This window comes from Sanguibacter sp. Leaf3 (assembly GCF_001425965.1).
GTDB lineage: Bacteria > Actinomycetota > Actinomycetes > Actinomycetales > Cellulomonadaceae > Sanguibacter > Sanguibacter inulinus.
Map to the genome: position 1 here is coordinate 1,324,420 of NZ_LMRH01000002.1, position 19,287 is coordinate 1,343,706.

General features: G+C 72.0%; 15 protein-coding genes and 1 rRNA gene. 2 read left to right on the plus strand and 14 right to left on the minus strand.

The features are described 5' to 3' along the window. The first annotated feature begins 60 nt into the window (after window positions 1–60). Window positions 61–1,002, plus strand: coding sequence for a COX15/CtaA family protein (locus tag ASG53_RS13320; RefSeq protein ID WP_056133809.1), 942 nt, complete (start codon window positions 61–63; stop codon window positions 1,000–1,002). Window positions 1,003–1,104: 102 nt separating this feature from the next. On the opposite strand, the gene ASG53_RS13325 is transcribed toward ASG53_RS13320, so the two are convergent. From ASG53_RS13325 to ASG53_RS13390, 13 genes are all read right to left on the minus strand, one after another. After that, window positions 1,105–2,019 carry a D-hexose-6-phosphate mutarotase gene (locus ASG53_RS13325; RefSeq protein WP_082544034.1) on the minus strand — a complete coding sequence of 305 codons (915 nt, stop codon included), beginning with the start codon at window positions 2,017–2,019 and terminating at the stop codon, window positions 1,105–1,107. A gap of 188 nt (window positions 2,020–2,207) precedes the next feature. Further along, a complete protein-coding gene (locus ASG53_RS13330) occupies window positions 2,208–2,636 on the minus strand; it encodes a DUF2809 domain-containing protein (RefSeq protein ID WP_082544035.1) in 429 nt (142 codons plus the stop codon). Between the two features lie 38 nt (window positions 2,637–2,674). After that, a complete protein-coding gene (locus ASG53_RS13335) occupies window positions 2,675–3,331 on the minus strand; it encodes an NUDIX domain-containing protein (RefSeq protein WP_056133818.1) in 657 nt (218 codons plus the stop codon). A 1-nt stretch (window position 3,332) separates the two neighbouring features. Then, complete coding sequence (locus ASG53_RS13340) at window positions 3,333–5,009, minus strand: CTP synthase (protein ID WP_056133821.1); 1,677 nt, start codon at window positions 5,007–5,009, stop codon at window positions 3,333–3,335. Window positions 5,010–5,048: 39 nt separating this feature from the next. Continuing rightward, a complete protein-coding gene (locus tag ASG53_RS19550; RefSeq protein WP_082544036.1) occupies window positions 5,049–7,985 on the minus strand; it encodes a lipid II flippase MurJ in 2,937 nt (978 codons plus the stop codon). Continuing rightward, window positions 7,982–8,980 carry a hypothetical protein gene (locus ASG53_RS13350; RefSeq protein WP_235533926.1) on the minus strand — a complete coding sequence of 333 codons (999 nt, stop codon included), beginning with the start codon at window positions 8,978–8,980 and terminating at the stop codon, window positions 7,982–7,984. The genes ASG53_RS19550 and ASG53_RS13350 overlap by 4 nt, the downstream gene beginning before the upstream one ends. Continuing rightward, window positions 8,977–10,014 (minus strand): copper transporter, encoded by a 1,038-nt coding sequence (locus tag ASG53_RS13355; RefSeq protein WP_056133824.1) that lies wholly within the window; start codon window positions 10,012–10,014, stop codon window positions 8,977–8,979. The genes ASG53_RS13350 and ASG53_RS13355 overlap by 4 nt, the downstream gene beginning before the upstream one ends. A gap of 54 nt (window positions 10,015–10,068) precedes the next feature. Beyond that, entirely contained in the window at window positions 10,069–11,259 is a 1,191-nt protein-coding gene (gene steA / locus ASG53_RS13360; protein WP_056133826.1) for a putative cytokinetic ring protein SteA, read from the minus strand. A gap of 5 nt (window positions 11,260–11,264) precedes the next feature. Next, window positions 11,265–13,025 carry a DNA repair protein RecN gene (gene recN, locus ASG53_RS13365; RefSeq protein ID WP_056133828.1) on the minus strand — a complete coding sequence of 587 codons (1,761 nt, stop codon included), beginning with the start codon at window positions 13,023–13,025 and terminating at the stop codon, window positions 11,265–11,267. A 4-nt stretch (window positions 13,026–13,029) separates the two neighbouring features. Continuing rightward, window positions 13,030–14,055, minus strand: a complete 1,026-nt coding sequence (locus ASG53_RS13370; RefSeq protein WP_235533927.1) for an NAD kinase — start codon at window positions 14,053–14,055, stop codon at window positions 13,030–13,032. Next, entirely contained in the window at window positions 14,052–15,047 is a 996-nt protein-coding gene (locus ASG53_RS13375) for a TlyA family RNA methyltransferase (protein ID WP_056133830.1), read from the minus strand. Before ASG53_RS13375 ends, ASG53_RS13370 begins: the two co-directional genes overlap by 4 nt. A 455-nt stretch (window positions 15,048–15,502) precedes the next feature. Next, complete coding sequence (locus ASG53_RS13385; protein ID WP_056133836.1) at window positions 15,503–16,540, minus strand: HAD-IIA family hydrolase; 1,038 nt, start codon at window positions 16,538–16,540, stop codon at window positions 15,503–15,505. Then, entirely contained in the window at window positions 16,537–17,439 is a 903-nt protein-coding gene (locus tag ASG53_RS13390; RefSeq protein WP_082544037.1) for a hypothetical protein, read from the minus strand. Before ASG53_RS13390 ends, ASG53_RS13385 begins: the two co-directional genes overlap by 4 nt. Between ASG53_RS13390 and ASG53_RS13395 the strand changes: the two genes are divergently transcribed. Next, a complete protein-coding gene (locus ASG53_RS13395) occupies window positions 17,431–18,867 on the plus strand; it encodes a hypothetical protein (protein ID WP_056133838.1) in 1,437 nt (478 codons plus the stop codon). The two genes, ASG53_RS13390 and ASG53_RS13395, sit on opposite strands and share 9 nt — an antisense overlap. A gap of 303 nt (window positions 18,868–19,170) precedes the next feature. On the opposite strand, the gene rrf is transcribed toward ASG53_RS13395, so the two are convergent. Further along, window positions 19,171–19,287: ribosomal RNA gene (gene rrf, locus ASG53_RS13400) — 5S ribosomal RNA — on the minus strand.

The window sequence follows — 19,287 nt, forward strand, 5'->3', positions numbered from 1 at the left end:
CACACCCGTGAGGACGCCCGAGATTCTGGTGCAGGGGCCCGCCACCGCTACCTTTGACTGGTGACCACCCAGACCCCGCAGGACGCCCCCACCACCCCCGGGACCGTCGGGCGCTGGCTCGACTCGGCCCGGCGGTTCACGACCCCGGCCCTCGTCGCCAACCTCGTCGCCCAGATCGTCATCGTCGGGACCGGTGGAGCCGTGCGGCTCACAGGGTCCGGGCTGGGCTGCTCCACCTGGCCGCTGTGCGAGCCCGGGGAGTTCACGCCGTCCTTCCACGAGGCCACGTCGCTGCACCCCTTCATCGAGTTCGGCAACAGGACGCTCACCGGCGTGCTCGGGGTCATCGCGATCGTCGTGGCCGTGCTCGTCTGGAGCGCCCGCGACAGGTCGACCTCGTACAGGGTCCTGGGTCTCGTCCCGCTCTTCGGGGTCGTCTTCCAGGCGGTCCTCGGTGGCATCACTGTGCTGGTGGACCTCCACCCTGCCGTGGTCGGCAGCCACCTGCTCATCTCGATGGTCCTCATCGCGGCCTCGGCCGTGCTGCTCGACCGCAGCCGAGAGGGCGACGGAGTGCCCGTGCCGCGGGTCTCGGCCAAGACCCGCATCGTCTCGTGGGCCCTCATGGTCGCGCTCGTCCCGGTGCTGGTGCTCGGTGTGGTGGTCACCGGCGCCGGACCGCACTCGGGCGACTCCGAGGTCGGCTACCGCTTCGCCGTCGACCCTGCGCACATCACCCAGTTCCACTCGGCGTCGGTCTGGGTGTTCACGGCGCTGCTCGTCACGCTGCTCGTGATGGTCTACCGCACCAGCCCGCGCGTCGACCGTGCGCGTCAGGCTGTCGTGCTGCTGCTCGTCGTCACGCTCGCACAGGGGCTCATCGGGTACGTCCAGTACTTCACGGGACTTCCCGAGGTCCTCGTCGCCGCGCACATGATCGGCGCAGCGATGCTCACCGCAGGTGCCGCCCGCGTGCCGCTCGCACTGCGCTGCCGGGCCTGACACCTACGTCGCGGTCCCGCGAAGACCTGAGCCCGCGGGGGCCGCATGCGGCGGTGCTGCGGATGCGGCCGCCCGAGAGCGCCCGGGTGGGCGCCGCCGAGCTCAGGCGTCGCGGCTGACCGTGTACGTCGACCACAGGGAGTGCGACTCACCGGGCGCGAGGGTCAGCGCAGCGTCGCCGACGTTGCAGGTCTCGACGCAAACCATCTGACGCCACTCCCCTGCTGCGATGTCGGCCACCCGTCCGGCGACCTCGGCTCCAGGGGACCAGACGACCGTCGACGCCGAACCGGTCTTGGTCACGACGAGGGTCCGCTCGCCGTCGTCGACGCTCACGGGCGTCGTGGTCCCGAGGTAGACCCTGTCGACCTGCCCGCTCGGGACGAGCGGGACACCAGCCGCTGGACGTCGCGCGTCGGCAGGGGACGCCGCAGCCTTGTCGTGGTAGCCGGCGTCCTCGAGGCCGGAGACCGTCGTCGACTCGACGTCGCGGAGCTGCAGATAGGTGTGCTGGGCCTCTTCGAAGGTCACCGGGGTCTCCCCCGTGCAGGTGACCGTGAGGACGACGGTCAACGACCTGCCGACGCGGACCTCGTAGTCCGCCTGCAGGCCCTCGAAGTCAGCGACCGCGTGGTCGGCTGGCACGGAGAGACGGAAGGTCAGGACGGTGCCCTCGTCGTCGTCCGACGCAGCTGTGAGAGTCCACGGGACGAGTCTGGCGTAGCCGTGCGACGGTGCCTCGGGGTCGCCGGCCCGCGGGCCGAACCACGGGAAGCACAGCGGGATCCCGCCGCGGATCGGCACGCCGGGCGCAAAGCTGCTCGCCGAGCTCAGCCACAGGACGGGGTCTTCGCCCGTCGGCGTCCACCCCGTCACGTGGGCACCCTGCAGGTAGACCTCGGCCGAGCCGTGGGCGTTGGTGACCGACAGGACGTCGAGACCGCTGTCCGTCCTGCTCGCCGTCACGGTCGAGGGAAGAGTCAGGGGCGGCGCGGGTGCTGGGCCGTCTACGGTCATGTCTGTCTCCTGAGGCTGTCGGGGCCGAGGCGCACCTCGGGGCGTCCTTCACCCTATCGCCGCAGGTGACAGACCGGACAGGACCAACGGACGCGAGCACGTCGACGTGCCCAGTGGTCGCTCGCGAGGGCGGGGGCACTGGACGGTCAGGGGCGCACCCCGCGGAGGACCGGTTGCAGGATCCGTCCCTACGCCCGACCACCGCGACGAAGCCCGTCGACCTCCGCGGCCGACCGTGCGCGCCTGTACCTCGAGACGGCCAGGTCGACACCTGAGGCGAGCAGGACACCCACGGCGTAGAGCAGCAGGTCGGTCCAGACGAAAGACGTGCCGAGCACGTACCGCACGGGCCACCACACGTCGGCGAGGGCAGCGGGGATGCTGGTGAGCTGCGCGGCCTCGACCAACCAGCACACGGCGACCGCCGTCCCGGCTACGACAGCAGGACGCCACCGCGGGGCCACGGCGACGACGAGCGCGTAGACCAGCACCGCGTAGAGGAGGTCACCCGCAGACGACGCGGCGGCGCCAAGACCCACAGTGCGCACTCCGAGACCGGCCGCCACGACGAGCGGGACCGCGACGACGGCCGACAGACGGCGCCCAGCACCCCTCACGAGTGCTCGACTGCCACGAGAGGCGCCGAGGGCACGAGTCAGGCCTGCTGACGACGCTCGGGCCAGGGAGCGTCCGCCGGACGCAGGTTGGTCCAGCCACCCGCGCGCGACGTGACCGCCGCGAGCACACCGACGACCGCCGACGGGTTGTGCACGTCGCCGCGCAGCACAGCCGCTACGGCGTCGTCGAGGGAGACCCAGCGGAGCTCGATGTCGCGCTCTTCGTCCTCGCGGACGTGCCGCTGGTCGTCGGGGACCGGTGAGAGGTCGCGGGCGAGGAACACGCGCAGCGCCTCGTTGTTGCCGCCGGGAGTCGTGTAGTAGTCCACGAGCGTGTGCCAGGTGCTGGCCACGAGGTCAGCCTCTTCGGCGAGCTCGCGGGCGGCGCCGACCTGGGCGGGCTCGCCGGCGACGTCGAGCAGACCCGCGGGGGGCTCCCACAGCTCACGGCGCACGGGGTGGCGGTACTGCTTGAGCAGCAGCACGCGGTCGTCCTCGTCGAGGACGATCACGGCGACAGCACCCGGGTGGTCGACGTACTCGCGGTGCACGACCGTGTGGTCGAGGTCGACCTCGTCACGGACGAGGTCGAAGATGCGTCCCTCGACGAGGACCTCGTGACCGAGGACCTGCCGGGGTGCGAGCACGTCGACGACAGCCTCCTGGCTGCCGGACACCTGGGTGCCGTCGCTCATGTCAGACGCCCTGACGGTCGAGGGCAGCCCGGACCAGACCGGCGAACAGCGGGTGCGCACGGGTCGGGCGGGACTTGAACTCGGGGTGCGCCTGGGTCGAGATGTAGAACGGGTGCACGTCCTTGGCCAGCTCGACGAACTCGACGAGCGTGCCGTCGGGCGACGTGCCCGAGAACACGAGACCGGCCTCTTCGAGCTGTGCGCGGTAGGCGTTGTTGACCTCGTAACGGTGACGGTGACGCTCGGAGACGAGCTCCGTGCCGTAGACGCCGGCCGCGACAGAGCCCGGGGCGAGGGCCGCGTCGTAGGCACCCAGGCGCATGGTGCCGCCGAGGTCGCCGGCGCCGTCGACGAAGCTCTGCTGCTCAGCCATCGTCGCGATCACCGGGTGCGGGGTCTGCGGGTCGAACTCCGAGGACGAGGCGCCCTCGAGACCGACCACGTTGCGGGCGTACTCCATGACCATCGACTGCAGGCCGAGGCAGATGCCGAGGGTCGGCACCCCGCCCTCGCGGGCCCAGCGCAGCGCGCCGAGCTTGCCCTCGATGCCGCGCACCCCAAAACCACCCGGGACGAGGACGGCGTCGACGCCCTCGAGGGAGGTCTGCGCCCCCTCGGGGGTCTGGCACTCGTCGGAGGGCACCCAGCGGATGACCACCTTGGTGTCGTTGGCAAAACCACCGGCACGCAGCGCCTCGGTCACCGAGAGGTACGCGTCGGGCAGGTCGATGTACTTGCCGACGAGCGCGATCTCGACGCGGTGCGCAGGCTCGTGCACACGCTCGAGGAGCTGCGACCAGCCGTCCCAGTCCACGTCGTGGAAGGGCAGGCCGAGACGGCGCACGACGTAGGCGTCGAGGCCCTCGGAGTGGATGACGCGCGGGATGTCGTAGATGCTCGGCGCGTCCATGCAGTTGATGACGGCCTCGTTGTCGACGTCGCAGAACAGCGCGATCTTGCGCTTGGTGCCCTCGGGGACCTCGCGGTCCGAGCGGAGCACGATCGCGTCAGGCTGGATGCCGATGCTGCGCAGGGCCGCGACCGAGTGCTGGGTCGGCTTCGTCTTGAGCTCTCCGCTCGGGCCGATGTACGGCACGAGGGAGACGTGGAGGAAGAACACGTCGTCACGGCCGAGCTCGTGGCGCACCTGGCGGGCTGCCTCGAGGAAGGGCTGGGACTCGATGTCGCCGACGGTGCCGCCGATCTCGGTGATGATCACGTCGACGTCGTTGCTGGCCTGCGCCCGCATGCGGCTCTTGATCTCGTCGGTGATGTGCGGGATCACCTGGACGGTGTCGCCGAGGTACTCGCCGCGTCGCTCCTTGGCGATCACCTGCGAGTAGACCTGACCCGTCGTGACGTTCGCGGCGGCCTCGAGGTCGACGTCGAGGAACCGCTCGTAGTGACCGATGTCGAGGTCCGTCTCGGCGCCGTCCTCGGTGACGAAGACCTCGCCGTGCTGGAACGGGTTCATGGTGCCCGGATCCACGTTGAGATAGGGATCGAGCTTCTGCATGGTGACTCGGAGCCCGCGGGCCCGGAGCAGTCGACCGAGGCTCGACGCGGTCAATCCCTTACCCAGGGAGGAGGCGACACCCCCGGTCACGAAGATGTGCCGTGTCGTCGATTCCGACCGGACTCGGTTGCTGGACTGGAGCCTGTTCACATGGTCTGCCACGGGGTTCCACTCTATCAGTCGACGGGACGGGCGGGGAGGTCACAGACGGGGGTAGAAGGTGGCGAGGTGCGTCACAGCATCACCGATGCTCGGCAGCGTCAGCGCCTGCGCGCGTGACCGGCGACGACGCTCCTCGAGGGCCGCAGGGTCGAGCAGGAGGCCGGAGACGGCGACAGCGATCGCCGTCGCGTCCCCCACCGGGACGAGCACCGCGGCGTCGCCCGTGACCTCACGGGTCCCGCCGGCGTCGGTCGCGACGATCGCCGCCCCTGCGCGGAGCGCCTCCTGGAGGTTGAGCGGCTGCCCCTCCCAGACTGCGGCGCTGAGGACGACGTCAGCTCCCACCAGGAGCTCAGCGACGTCACCGCGAGGTCCGAGGAGGTCGACCGGGAGGTCGTCGGACGTGATCCGCTGCGCGAGCTCGTCGTGCAGCGGTCCGCCGCCGGCGACGGCCCACCGGACCTGGAGGTCGGGGGTGGAGGCACGCAGCGCCGACGCCGCGTCCAGGAGGGTGGGAAGACCCTTCTGGACGGCGAGGCGCCCGACGGTCAGGACGAGCAGCTCGTCGGGCCCGACGCCGAGACCCGCGCGGACAGCCTCCCGGTCGACAGCGACGCCGGTAGGGCCGTCGGCTCCTCCCGGCGAGGGCACGAGTGCGCGGGCTGTCGAGCGCGCCCCACGCGTCCGTGCACGGTCCACGAGGTCTGAGCTGACACCGAGGACGCTGTCAGCACCCCGGGCGACCACCAGCTCGAGCACCGCGGACACCGTGCGGATCGCACGACCGCCGACGGGCAGGTTGTGGAGCGTCACGACGACCGTCGGCCTGTCCCGGCGCAGGACCGACCGGGCGGCGAGGACTGCCAGCGCTCCGGCCCGCAGGCCGTGCGCGTGCACCACGTCGGCGTGGACCGCGAGACCGCGCAACGAGCGGACCGCCGCGAGGTCGGCGAGCGGCCGGGGACGGTCGGTGATCTCGACCGGCACGAACCTCACCTGCGGGTCCGCAGCCGCGAGATCCTGGACCGACGCGGGTCCAGCCACGACGACGGCTGACGGGTACGGGCTCGTGGGGGCGGCGAGCGCCCCGGCCAGCTGCCCGACATGCCGGGCGACTCCCCCGGCGCTCGACCCGAGCACCTGCAAGACCCGCACCGTCGACGTCGGGGTGTCGCCGGGGCGTCCACCGAGGGTCTGTGCGGGCAGGTCTGCCTGCTCGTCCTCGGGCACGTCACCGCGGACGTGCAGCACACCCGCGCCTGCGCTCGAGGCAGCGACGGCGAGGGGTGTCACCGGAGAGGTGACGGTGACCGGGCCGAGTGTGGCACCTGGAGTGACCACGGTCTCCGGAGCCACTGAGCCCGCCGCCGCGCGGCGTGCCCGGAGCAGCCCGAGGACGGAGCGGTCTGCGACGACGAGCGCCCCGGCCGTGATGATCAGGGCCACCACGCCGGCGACGACCCCTGCACCGAGGGCGACCACCACCGACGCGTCGGTCGGGAGCAGCAGCCCGGCGACTGCGTGCCCCGCCCATGCGGCCACAGCCCCGGCGAGGACGGCGGCGAGCACCGTCCGTCCGAGCCCGGAGACGGACGCAGCACCGGCACGGCGCCGGACCGCGACGAGCAAGACCGTCCCGGCCACCAGCATCCCTGCGGAGCCGGCAGCACCGAGGGCGGCAAGGGTGAGCGTCTGGTCCTGGCCACCGCGGGTCAGCACCGCGGGCAGGACCGCCGCGACGACAGCCACGACACCCCAGCCAGCAGCGGCTCCGAAGACAGCCGATCGACCACCGTCGATCGAGTACAGGGTGCGTGAGAGGTGGAACAGCAGCGCGAAGCCGACCAGCCCCGGCGCCGACCAGGCGATCGCGACGGCCATGCCGTCGGCGCCCCCGGGGGTGAAGGCCTCGAAGAAGGCCTCGACGGCCGCCGAGACGCTCACGAGCACCGCGGCACCGACGGCGCTCACGGCGACCACCCCGCGGGTCGCGACAGCACTGAGCCGGGCGAAGCCCGCGCGGTCCCCGGCGTCTGCGCGCGCGGCGAGCCGCGGGAAGGCGCTCGTGGCCAGCGGGACAGCGAGCACGGCGTACGGGAGCACGTAGACGGCCTGGGAGTACTGGTAGACGTTGAAGGCGTGCTGCCCGCCTGAGCTCAGCGCCGCGTACATGACCACGAGGACGGAGACCTGCTGGGCGACGAGCGCACCGATGCCGGCCGTCGCGAGGCGCCTGGCACGGGAACCGGCACCGGCCGGGAAGCGCAGCGTCGGCCGGAGCCTGACTCCGCTGCGCAGGGTCGGGACGAGGAGCGGCAGGCTCATCGCCGCGACACCCAGCGTGGTACCCCAGGCCAGCCAGCCCAGCGCAGCGGCCGAGAGCGCCCCGGGGTCGCCCTGCTGCCCGTCGGCGAGCCGCCCGAAGACGAGATAGGCGACGATCACGACGATGCTGGAGAACATCGGTGCGGCGGCGGGCCAGAAGAACCTGCGGTTCGCCTGGAGCACACCGGCGAGGACGACCCCGATGCCGTAGAGCGGGACCTGGACCGCGAAGACCCTGAGGAAGTAGGTTGCCACGTCTGCCTGGTCACCGGTCCCGACGTCGGGCAGCAGCCCGATCACGGGCCGGGCGAAGACGGCGAGCAGCACTCCCAGCGGGACGAGGGTCACGACGGCCCAGGTGAGGAGGGCGGAGGCGATCGTGTCGACCTCGACGCGGGCCTTGCGCAGCAGCGGGCCTGCGAGGAGCGGGACCACGGCTCCGGCGAGCGCACCACCGGCAGCGACCTCGAAGAGCACGTTGGGGAGCACGTTCGCGGTCGCGTAGGAGCTCGCCACTCCCCCGGTCCCGAGCTCGCTCGCCTGGACGATCCAGCGTCCGAAGCCGAGCATCCGGCTGAGGATGGTGATGGCCGTGATCATCACGGCGGCACCGGCGAGCGTCTGGCTCGCAGCCGCCAGCCGAGACCTCACCGGTCTGCGCTGTCGTCCGTGCTGACGGAACCCGGCATGTCCCGGGTGTCCTGGGCGTCTCGCGTGCCGCTGCCGACCGGGCGGCTGCTCTGAGCGTCGTCTGCTGCAGCGCCCTCATCACGGGTAGGGCCGTCGGCCGGACCGGACGCTGCCTGTCCTGGAGCAGGCCGACCCCACCGGTCGACGGCGTCGAGCCATGGCGTGCGGGCGATGACCTGCGAGAAGCTCACGCGCTCGCTCGCGACGGTCAGGGCGACGAGGGCGCCGAGGACACCGAGCCGCACAGGGCGGCTCGTCGACTGGACGACCGTGGAGCCGAGCAGCGCACCGAGGGCGTTCGCACCAGAGTCGCCGAGCATGTCGGTGCCGGCGAGGTCTGCCCGAGCGCCAGCAGCGGCCGAGCCGAGCACAGCACCGGCAGCACCGGAGGCCGAGCCGCCGGAGAGCAGCAGGGCTGCGGCGGACCCGGCCTTGAGAGCCCGCCCTGGGCGCAGGTCGAGCAGGTTCGCGAAGTTCGCGGCCGCCGCGACGAGGGCCCCGTCGACGACGACGTCGGCACCCGCACGCCCGAGGCCGCGACCTGCCGGTGACGGGGCGAGCGCCGCCGCGACCAGACCTGTCGCACCGATGCCGAGCACCTTGAGCCCGCCGGTCGTCAGCGTCCCGTGCCGGGCGGCGGCGAGGTGACCGCGCAGACCTTTGGAGCGGGTGCTGGTGTCTTCGGCGAGGTCGTCGACGAGGCCGAAGGCCAGCGCCCCGACCGTCGCGGTCGTGTGGCTCAGGGCCGAGCGTGCCGAGCCCGCCGAGAGGAGAGCACCGACAGCGAGACCGGCGGCGACCGCCGGCCCCTCGAGCAGGCTCACCGGGGCACCCTGGTGGTTGGTCCTGGTCCAGCGCTCAGCGCCGCCGGGAGGGGTGCGAGCGGACAGAGAGCGGACGACCGTGGTCGTGGCCGCCGCGACGAGCGCCCCGCGGACCCATCGCGCTGCGCTCACCCTGCGTCGCCCTCACCAGCAGCCGGGTCTCCCTCAGGCGCGGGCGGCTCGACGGCTGCCTCACGGGTGACGGGCTCGAGCGTCACCGCCGGCGGGATCGCGGCCGTCGCCCCGGTGCCAGCACCGAACTGGCCGACCTGCCCGGCAAGACGCGCAGCCAGGGCGAGAGGCACGTTGACCTGTCCGGTCACCGACTCGACGTCGGTCACCGTGCTGGTCGAGGCGGCGAGGTCACCGTCGGCGCGGATCGTCGAGACGAGGTCGCCCTCGAGCTGTGTGCCGCCGACGACGACGGTCCCCTGCGACCCGGACTGGGCTGCGGTGACGAGCTTGAGCTGGATGGTGCTGACGGCGTCGCGGTCGGCGACGGCGTCGGCCTCCGCAGAGTCCGCGGCCGGGTCGGCGGTGCCGACGATGACGATCGCGTCGACAGGGGCCGTCGCGTCTGACGGGAGCTCGACCAGGTCACCCTGGACGAGGATCTCCCTGACCAGCCCGGCGTCGGAGGAGAAGGCGTCCGGGTTCGACGGGTCGGCCGAAGACATCGACAGGACGAGGGCCCGTGCGAGCACGAGGTCGAACCCTTCGTCTGCGGCGGAGTCCGGGAGGTACTCGGTCAGGCTCGTGGCGTAGGACTGGCGGAAGTCGGCCTGGTCGGCTGCGGTCCATGTCTCCTTGAGCCGGGTGGTCGCGGTGACTGTCGCTCCGGCGGCCTGGACCTGCTGGTCGAGCGCAGCCTGGACCTCGTCGTCGACGGGGCCGAGCTGGATCACGCCGATGCGCCATCCGGGCAGCACCCCGTCGAGCAGCGCCGGGGCAGCCCCGGCGACGAAGGCGTCGGTGCTCGTGAGTGTCGCCTGCGTCTGGTCGAGCTCGGTGCGCAGCGCATCCTTCTCGGAGCGCAGCACGTCGACCTGCCCGGTCAGGGTGTCTCCGATGGACTCCTTGAGCGGCCCGGCGCCGAGGATGATGCCGACGGCCAGGGCCAGGAAGACCGAGATGAGCGAGACGATGTGGTACCTGAAGTCGATCACGTCACTGGAACTTTCTGTCAGCTGAGAGGGCCGGGGCTGGGGGCGTCATGCCCATCAGGTCCACCAGGCCAGGTTGACCACCCACGACCAGAGGTCGTCCATCCTGGCGCCTGTCAGGCCGAGGAAGGTCTGGCCTACGGAGGTCGAGACCATGGCCGCGACGACGGCCGCGAGGCCGGCCACGGCGAGCAGCACGAGCTGGGCCGTCGAGATCCGGTGCCTGTAGAGGCGTGAGACGCCCTTGGCGTCGACGAGCTTGCCGCCGACCCGCAGACGGGTGAGGAAGGTGCTGGCCATGCCCGCGCGCCCCTTGTCGAGGAACTCGACGAGGGTGGCGTGGGTGCCGACGGCGACGATGACCTCGGCCCCCATGTCGTCGGCGAGGAGCATCGCGATGTCTTCGCTGGTCCCTGCCGCGGGGAACACGACGAAGGGCACGCCGAGCGCCTCGACCCTCTCGAGCCCGGGAGCCCGGCCGTCGCGGTAGGCGTGGATCACGACCTCGGCGCCGCAGCGCAGCGTCTTGTCCGAGACGGAGTCCATGTCGCCGACGATGAGGTCGGGCTGCCAGCCGGCCTCGATGATCGCGTCGGCGCCGCCGTCGACCCCGATGAGGATCGGGCGGAACTCCTTGATGTAGGAGCGCAGCGTCTGGAGGTCTTCGCGGTAGTGGTAGCCGCGGACGACGATGAGCACCTGGCGTCCGGCGATCTTGGTCGTGATCGCGGGGATCCCGACGCCGTCGAGCAGCAGGTCGCGCTCGCGCCGGAGGTAGTCCATGGTGTTCGCCGCGAAGGACTCGAGCTGGGCGGAGAGTCCCTCGCGGGCTTCTTCGAGGTCTGCACCGACCTTCTCAGCGTCCTGCAGCACACCCTCGGTCACGAGGGTGTCGCCGAGGTACACGGCGCCGTCCTCGATCCGCAGCGTCTTGCCCTCGCGGACCGACATGATGTCGGCACCGAGGTCGTCGACGAGCACGACCCCCGCGTCGACCAGGATGCTCGGGCCGAGGTTCGGGTAGCGTCCCGAGATCGACTTCGCGGCGTTGAGCACAGCGGCGGGCTGGGCGGCGACGAGCGCCTCGGCAGCCACACGGTCGATGTCGAGGTGGTCGATCACGGCGATGTCGCCGGGGCGTAGGCGCTTGGTGAGATCTTTGGTCCGTCGGTCGACCTTCGCGGTCCCCGAGACTCCCTGCTGAGGGTGCGCCGCATCCTTCGCAGTCGATCGTCGTCTGAGCTTCATCACGCTCATGTTCTCACAGCAGCACGGGCCAGAAGCTCAGCCGCGTGACTGAGTGCCACCTCGGAGTCGTCCTGACCTGAGAGCATGCGCGCGAGCTCCTGGAGCCTGTCGTCACCTGCGACGATGCGGATACCGGACTGCGTGATGACGTCGGCATCCTGGTCTGGCTCACCGTCCGCACCGGTCCCCTGGGATGTGCCCTTCGACACGACGAGCTGGACGTCGGCGAAGGCCGCGACCTGCGCCAGGTGGGTGACGACGATCACCTGGGTGGTGCGTGCGAGCCGGGCGAGCCGCTGACCGACCTCGAGCGCCGCCTTGCCACCCACACCGGCGTCGACCTCGTCGAAGACCATCGTCGGCGTGCGTCGGGCACCCGAGGCGTCAGCCGTCGCGAGGGCGACCTCGATCGCGAGCATCACGCGCGACAGCTCACCGCCCGAGGCCCCCTTGCCGAGCGGACGCGGGGGTCCGCCCCTGTGGGCGCTCAGCAGCATCTGGATGCTGTCGACGCCCCAGGGTCCGAGCTCGTCGAGCGTCCCGATCTCGATGGTCAGGGTCGCACCCGACATGGCGAGCCCCGTGAGCTCTTCGGTCACGGCGTCGGACAACGACGCTGCTGCGGCGGTCCGCGCCGCGGTCAGCGCGGATGCACGCTCGACCAGCCGGGTGTCGAGGGCGGCGAGCGACTCGGTGAGCACCTCGATACGACCGTCGGAGTCGTCGAGCTCAGCCAGCCGCAGCCCTGCTGCCGAGGCCCACGCGAGCACGGCGTCTATGCTCTCGCCGTAGGAGCGCGTGAGGTGCCCGAGCTCGGCACGCCTCGACTCGACGGCCTCCAGGCGCGCGGGGTCCGCGTCGAGCGCCGCGAGGTAGCCGGACAGCTCGGTGCCGACGTCGGCCAGCGCGTAGGCGACCGACGCGAGGCTCTTGCCGATGACCTCGAGCTCACGGTCGAACTGTCCGCCGTGCTCGGCGAGCCTGCGGGCGCGGTCGACGAGCTCGACGGCGTTGGCCGACGTCCCGGCGGAGATGTCGGCGAGGTCGTCCCCGGCCACGGCGACCAGGGCGTCCTGGGCCGAGGTGCGGAGCTCTTCGGAGTTGCTGAGCCGTTCGGCCTCCTGGGCCAGCTCGACGTCCTCCCCGGCACGTGGCGCGACGCGCTCGACCTCCGCGAGCCCGAGACGCAGCAGCTCGGCCTCACGGGCCCGCTCCTGCGCACGGTTCACGAGCTCGTCGAGCTCCGCGGCGGCGGCCGCCCTCTCGTTCCAGAGCGAGCGGTACTCGGAGAGCGCCTCGGTGACGACCTCACCGGCGAAGGAGTCGAGGGCCTCGCGCTGGCGCTGCGGAGAGCGGAGCCGCATCTGGTCTGACTGCCCGTGGATGGTGACGAGGTCTTCGGCGAGGTCCGCGAGGACGGCCTGCGGCACGGAGCGGCCGCCGAGGTGCGTGCGAGAGCGGCCCTGGGCCGCGACGGTGCGCACGATGAGCAGGCTGCCGTCGTCGTCGAGCACAGCCCCTGTCTCGTCGACCCGGGCGGCGAGGGTCGCGCTGTCGGCGACGACCCGGCCCTCGACGACGGCGGCGTCGGTGCCCGTGCGCACGACCTGCGCGTCGGCCTTGCCGCCCATGAGCAGGCCGAGGCCGCTGAGGATCATGGTCTTGCCGGCACCGGTCTCACCGGTGATGACTGTCAGCCCGGGCGAGAACTCGACCCGGGTCCGGCTGATGACGCCCAGGTTCTCGATGCTCATCTCGTGGAGCACTGTGTCACCTCGTCTGTGATGTCTGCGGGGTCGTTCCGGTGGTCGTCGTCGTCTCGGTGGTCGATGTCGTCTCGCTCGGGTCTGCGACCGCTGCTGAGTCGTTCGGGCGCGTGGCTGCGGCGACCTCGTCTGCGGCCTCGTCGGCCAGGCCGCGCCACCCGACCACGGGCAGGTTGAACTTGCTCACCAGGCGATCGGTGAAGGGAGCCTGGTTGAGCCGGGCGAAACGCAGCGGGGTCGCCCCGGTGCGGACCTCGACACGTGACCCGACCGGGAGCGGGGTGCGGCGGCGCCCGTCGGCGATCAGGACACCCACGGCACCCGAGCGCGTCGCGACCTCGACGGCGAACATCGACCCGGGACCGACCACGAGCGGACGGGCGAAGAGCGCGTGCGCGGAGAGCGGCACCAGGAGCTTGGCGTCGACGTCGGGCCAGATCACCGGGCCCCCGGCCGAGAAGGCGTGGGCCGTCGAGCCCGTGGCCGTCGACATGACGACGCCGTCGCAGCCGAAGGAGGACAACGGTCGGCCGTCGACCTCGATCGCGACCTCGATCATGAGGGTGCGCTCGGCCTTCTCGATGGTCGCCTCGTTGAGAGCCCAGTCGTGGACCGGCTCGCTCTGACCCGGCAGGTACGTCCGGACGTCGAGGACGCCGCGCTCTTCGACGACGTAGTCGTTGTCGGCGAGGCGCTGGACTGTCTCGGTGAGCTTCTCGCGCTCGCTCTCGGCGAGGAAGCCGACGTGCCCGAGGTTCACCCCGAGCAGCGGGACCTGCGTGCCGTGGGTGATCTCGGCGGCACGCAGGATCGTCCCGTCCCCACCGAGGACCATGACGAGCTCGGTGCCGTCGAGCATGCTGCGCGCCTCGTCGAGCACGAAGGACGCCGTACCCATCTCGGCGGCGAGGTCGTGGTCGTGCAGCACGACCTCGAAGCCTGCGGCGCAGAGCGCAGGGACAGCCTCGCGCAGACCGGCGACGGCTTCTTGCCGGCCGCCGTGGGTCACGACGAGGATCTTGCGTGTCACGATCTGCCTCCAGCAGGGTCGGCGTCTGGCGCCGTCTGCCAGGTGACGGCCACGTCCGCGGCTGTCACCCATGTGACAGCCGCACCGGCCTCGACCGGCTGGCCGACGGCTCGTCCGATCGTGTCATCCGACACCGACATCTGCTCAGCGGCACGCGAGAACCACACGAAGAACTCACGGTTCCCGTTCGGGCCGGGCAGCGGGCTGGGGATGATCGCGCGAGGCCCGAAGCCCAGGGCTACAGCCGCGTCGACGACCCCGCGGACGGCACGGGCGTGGAGCGCGGTGTCGCGGACCACTCCCCCGGAGCCGAGGTGCTCGCGGCCGACCTCGAACTGCGGCTTCACCATGAGCAGGAGCTCGGCGCCGGTGGGCACCGAGGCGACCACGGCGGGCAGCACCATCGTGAGCGAGATGAAGGAGATGTCGGCGACGACGAGGCCCGGCGCGACGGGCAGCACCTCTGTGGTGAGCTCGCGAGCGTTGAAGCGCTCGACCACGTGGACGCGCGGGTCGCTGCGCAGCGGCTCGACCAGCTGACCGTGGCCGACGTCGAGCGCGACGACGCTCTTCGCCCCGCGGCGCAGCAGGACGTCGGTGAACCCGCCTGTCGACGCACCGACATCGAGGCAGTCGACCCCGGCGACAGACGGTCCGTCCTCGCCGAGGGCGACGAGCACGCCGTCGAGCTTGAAGCCGGCGCGGGACACGAAGCCGGGGTCTTCTGCGTCGGCCTCGACGGTGATGGGGCTCTCGGCCGACACCACGACGGACGCGCGGCGCACGACCGCACCGGACACGGAGACCGCGCCGCTCTTCACGAGGGCGACGGCCTGCCCGCGGGACCTGGCGAGACCGCGGCGGACCAGCTCGGCGTCGAGCCGCTGCTCGCCGCCCGACGGCTCGTCGGTCGGGGTCGTGGCGGGTGGCTGGGACGCTGTCACGGGTGCTCCGGAGTCGGCAGGGGGCTGGGCGGGGAACGGGGTGGTCATCAGCTGTCAGACTCCGCAAGTGTGCGTTGGAGGGCTTCGTGGACCGCCTCGAAGACGGCGGGGTGCTCGTCGACCGGGCGGGCGGAGAGCGTGTCGAGAGGTCGCAGGTCGGCTTCGAGGCCCGCGAGGGACCGGTCGGTCCCGTCGAGGGCAGGGCCGGGTACGGGGCGCGGCGCACGAGCTGGCCGCGCAGGCTCACCTTCGGGGTACGCGCTCGAGGTGGGGATGGACGGGGTGGGGCTGGACGAGGTCTCGGCAACGGTCGACCGCTCAGGGCGCGGGCCGGGCAGAGGTCGAGAAGGCACCTCGGTCACTGGTCGTCTCCCTGTCGTCGTGCGGGTCCTGTCGTGTGCCCGTCCACCGCCCGCACGTGCGAGCGGCGACAGCCGGGCGTGGACGTCTCTCGTGTCCACGCTACCGGCTGTCGCTCGTCGTCAGGTGCTGTGCACAGACTCTCAGGCCTCGGGTGCTCCGGGGACCACGAGCTCCGGGACCGACGCGGGGTCGAGACTGCCACCTGCGTCGACGTGCGCCCACGCTGCGGAGCACGCGGCGCGGACGAGGTCGACGGGGTCGGAACCCGCAGAGCCGGCACGCAGCTCGAGCTGGTCGCCGGCCACGCGTGCGGAGGCCTCGCGGCAGGTCCACCAGCCCTCGTCGCCCTGGACGGGCAGCGGGTGCGGCTCGAGCAGGCTGCGCAGGTCCGCCCCGATGAAGTCCGGGCGCTCCCCCGCATGGGCGAGGATGTCGTCGCGCGCGCTGTTGACCCCGGTGAGGACGTGCAGCCCGGGGTATCCCCCGGACCGTGCGCCTGCGAGGTCGGTGTCGAGGCGGTCGCCCACGACGAGCGGCCGCTGAGCGCCTGCACGCTCGATCGCCATGGCGTACATGGCGGGTGAGGGCTTGCCGGCACTGAAGGGCTCGACGCCTGTCGCAGCGACGACAGCGCCGACGAGCGCTCCGTTGCCCGGGGCGAAGCCCCGGGCCGTCGGCAGAGACAGGTCCCTGTTGCTCACGACGTGGACGGCGCCGGCAGACACCGCGTACGCAGCCTCGGCGAGGTCCTTCCAGCCGAGCGACGGGTAGAAGCCCTGCGCCACGGCGTCGGGCTGGTCGTCGGCGCTCGTCACGACGACGTAGCCGGCCTCGGTCACCGCCGTGAGGAGGCCAGCGCCCCCGACCACGAGGACCTTCGACCCCGGGGCGACGTGGTCGCCCAGGAGGCGAGCGCAGGCCTGCGCAGCCGTCATGACGTCCGAGGGCTCGGCGGGGATGTCGAGCGAGGTCAGCTGGTCGGAGACCGAGACGGGCTCCCGCGAGGCGTTGTTCGTGACGAACACGAGACGGAGCCCCCGCTCACGGGCTGAGGTCAGCCCGTGAGCGGCGTGCACGATCGGCTCGTGACCCTTGTACGCGACACCGTCGAGGTCGACGAGCGCGAGGTCGAAGGCCTCGGCCAGCGGCAGGTCGCTCCCCAGCAGGACGGCGCTCACGCGTCGTCCTGCTCGTCGTCCTGGCGCTCCTCTGCGGTCGGTGCAGACGGTGCGTCGTCGACTGTGCTCGACGGCGAGGGGACCTCGTCCGAGGCGTCCCCGTCGGAGACGTCCTCGTCCGAGGCGTGCTCGTCAGAGGCGTCCTCGTCAGAGCCGTGCTCGTCAGAGGCGTCCTCGTCAGAGCCGCTCTCCGTGACGTCCGCCTCGTCCTCGATCTCCTCGTCGCCGAGGTCGAAGACCACGACGTCGTCCTCAGGGGCGAGGTCGCCGATCTCCGCACGCTCCTTGGCGGTGAGGGTCGAGAGCAGTGCCTTCGCCTCGTCCGCACGGCCAGCAGCCTCGAGCACACCGGCGCGGGCCTCGATGACGCGGACCTGCAGCGCACGCTCGCCCTTGGGGACGGTGATGCCTGCGAGCACGGACTCTGCGGCCTCGATCTCGCCGAGGTCCAGACGGGCTCCGCTCACCACGATGGCGAGCTCCACCTTCTGGTCCTCGTCGAGCGTCTCAGCCTCGGGGGTCGCCGCCAGGGCGATGGCCCGCTCGGGACGACCGAGGCCCCGCTCGCAGTCGGCCATGATGGCGAGGTGCTCGGAGGAACCGTTCAGGCGACGGACCGTCCGGAGCTCACGGAGAGCCTCGGCGAAGCGCTCGGTCCTGTAGGCCGTGAGACCAGCGGCCTCACGCACGATGTCCACACGACCGGCACGACGCACAGCCTCCTGGGCGTGCTCGTACGCAGCCTCAGGCTCGGAGTCGATGAGCAGACCAGCCGCCACCAGGTGAAGGCCGACGGTCTCGGCGTTGTCCTTGGTCAGCGTCCGGAGGCGGCCCCGAGCGTCGCGGTCGAGGTCGGAGAACTGGATGCCCTCGGGCAGCTGGGGAGCTGCGTGACGCACGGACGTGTCGTCGCGGAACGTGCGTGCCGCGGGGGCTGCGTCGTCTCGGGGCGCCCGCTCACGGGGTGCCTCGGAGCGTGCAGGGGCACGGTCCTGACGCGGACGGTCGCCCTGGACGGGACGTCCACCCTGGGGGCGGTCGTCACGACGCGGGCCACGGTCACCGAAGGAGGGACGGTCGCCCTGGGGGCGGTCGTCACGACGGGGACCACGGTCACCGAAGGAGGGGCGGTCGCCCTGGGGACGGTCGTCACGACGAGGACCACGGTCACCGTACGACGGACGATCACCCTGGGGACGGTCGTCACGGCGCGGGCCACGGTCACCGAAGGACGGCCGGTCGCCCTGGGGGCGGTCGCCGTAGGAGGGACGTCCACCCTGCGCACGGTCGTCGCGGCGAGGGCCACGGTCACCGTACGACGGACGGTCACCCTGGGGTCGGTCGTCACGACGCGCGCCGCCCTGGGGACGGTCACCGTAGGCGGGACGCTCACCCTGGGCGCGGTCGTCACGACGGGGACCACGGTCACCGAAGGACGGGCGGTCGCCCTGGGGACGGTCGCCGTAGGAAGGACGGCCACCCTGCGCGCGGTCGTCGCGGCGCGGGCCGCGGTCACCGAAGGACGGGCGGTCACCCTGGGGACGGTCGCCGTAGGAAGGACGGCCACCCTGAGGACGGTCGTCACGGCGCGGGCCACGGTCACCGAAGGACGGGCGGTCACCCTGGGGGCGGTCGCCGTAGGAGGGACGTCCACCCTGCGCACGGTCGTCACGACGGGGACCACGGTCACCGTACGAGGGGCGGTCGCCCTGGGGGCGGTCGTCACGACGCGCGCCGGCCTGGGGACGGTCTCCGTAGGAGGGACGGCCACCCTGGGGGCGGTCACCGTATGCGGGGCGCTCGCCTTGCGCGCGGTCGTCGCGGCGCTGGCCGCGGTCACCGTAGGACGGGCGGTCACCCTGGGGACGGTCGCCCTGGGGACGGTCGCCGTAGGACGGACGTCCACCCTGCGCGCGGTCTCCGTATGCCGGACGCCCACCCTGGGGTCGCTCGTCGCGTCGAGCTCCGCCCTGAGGACGGTCTCCGTAGGAAGAACGGCCACCCTGGGGACGGTCACCGTATGCGGGGCGCTCACCCTGCGCGCGGTCGTCGCGGCGCGGGCCGCGGTCACCGTAGGACGGGCGGTCGCCCTGGGGTCGGTCGTCGCGGCGAGCTCCGCCCTGGGGACGGTCTCCGTAGGAGGGACGGCCACCCTGGGGGCGGTCACCGTATGCGGGGCGCTCGCCCTGCGCGCGGTCGTCGCGGCGCGGGCCGCGGTCACCGTACGAGGGTCGGTCGCCCTGGGGTCGGTCGCCGTAGGAGGGACGTCCACCCTGTGCGCGGTCGTCGCGACGCGGGCCGCGGTCGTCTCCGCGGGCGGGACGTGAACCTGAAGAGCCTCCACGTCCTGCTCCGCCGTTGTTCCGGCCGTAGCCTCCAGCCCTGCCGTCCTCGCGGCCTCTGCTGGCGCCCGAACGGTCCTGGTCGTCGCTCACGTGTACTCCCTCTTCAAGTTGACCATGCATGACTATCATCGCACCCGGACGTCGCAGCGAGAAGGTCTCGAGCTGCGCGTCACAGGGAACGGTCTTGACGCTGAGTGGTGACCACCAGCGGCGCCGAGCGCGCTGATGTCCATCACAACGACGAAGGCCCACCCCAAAAGTGGGGTGGGCCTTCGTTGAATGGTTGTCCGGCGGCGACCTACTCTCCCACACAGTCTCCCGTGCAGTACCATCGGCGCAGAGGGGCTTAGCTTCCGGGTTCGGAATGGGACCGGGCGTTTCCCCCTCGCTATGACCGCCGTA

What these genes read in the sequence shown, in the direction of transcription:
- steA (WP_056133826.1), bottom strand. Translation starts at nt 11,259, where the DNA reads ATGAAGCTCAGACGACGATCGACTGCGAAGGATGCGGCGCACCCTCAG.
- ASG53_RS13325 (WP_082544034.1), bottom strand. Translation starts at nt 2,019, where the DNA reads ATGACCGTAGACGGCCCAGCACCCGCGCCGCCCCTGACTCTTCCCTCG.
- ASG53_RS13335 (WP_056133818.1), bottom strand. Translation starts at nt 3,331, where the DNA reads ATGAGCGACGGCACCCAGGTGTCCGGCAGCCAGGAGGCTGTCGTCGAC.
- ASG53_RS13375 (WP_056133830.1), bottom strand. Translation starts at nt 15,047, where the DNA reads ATGACCACCCCGTTCCCCGCCCAGCCCCCTGCCGACTCCGGAGCACCC.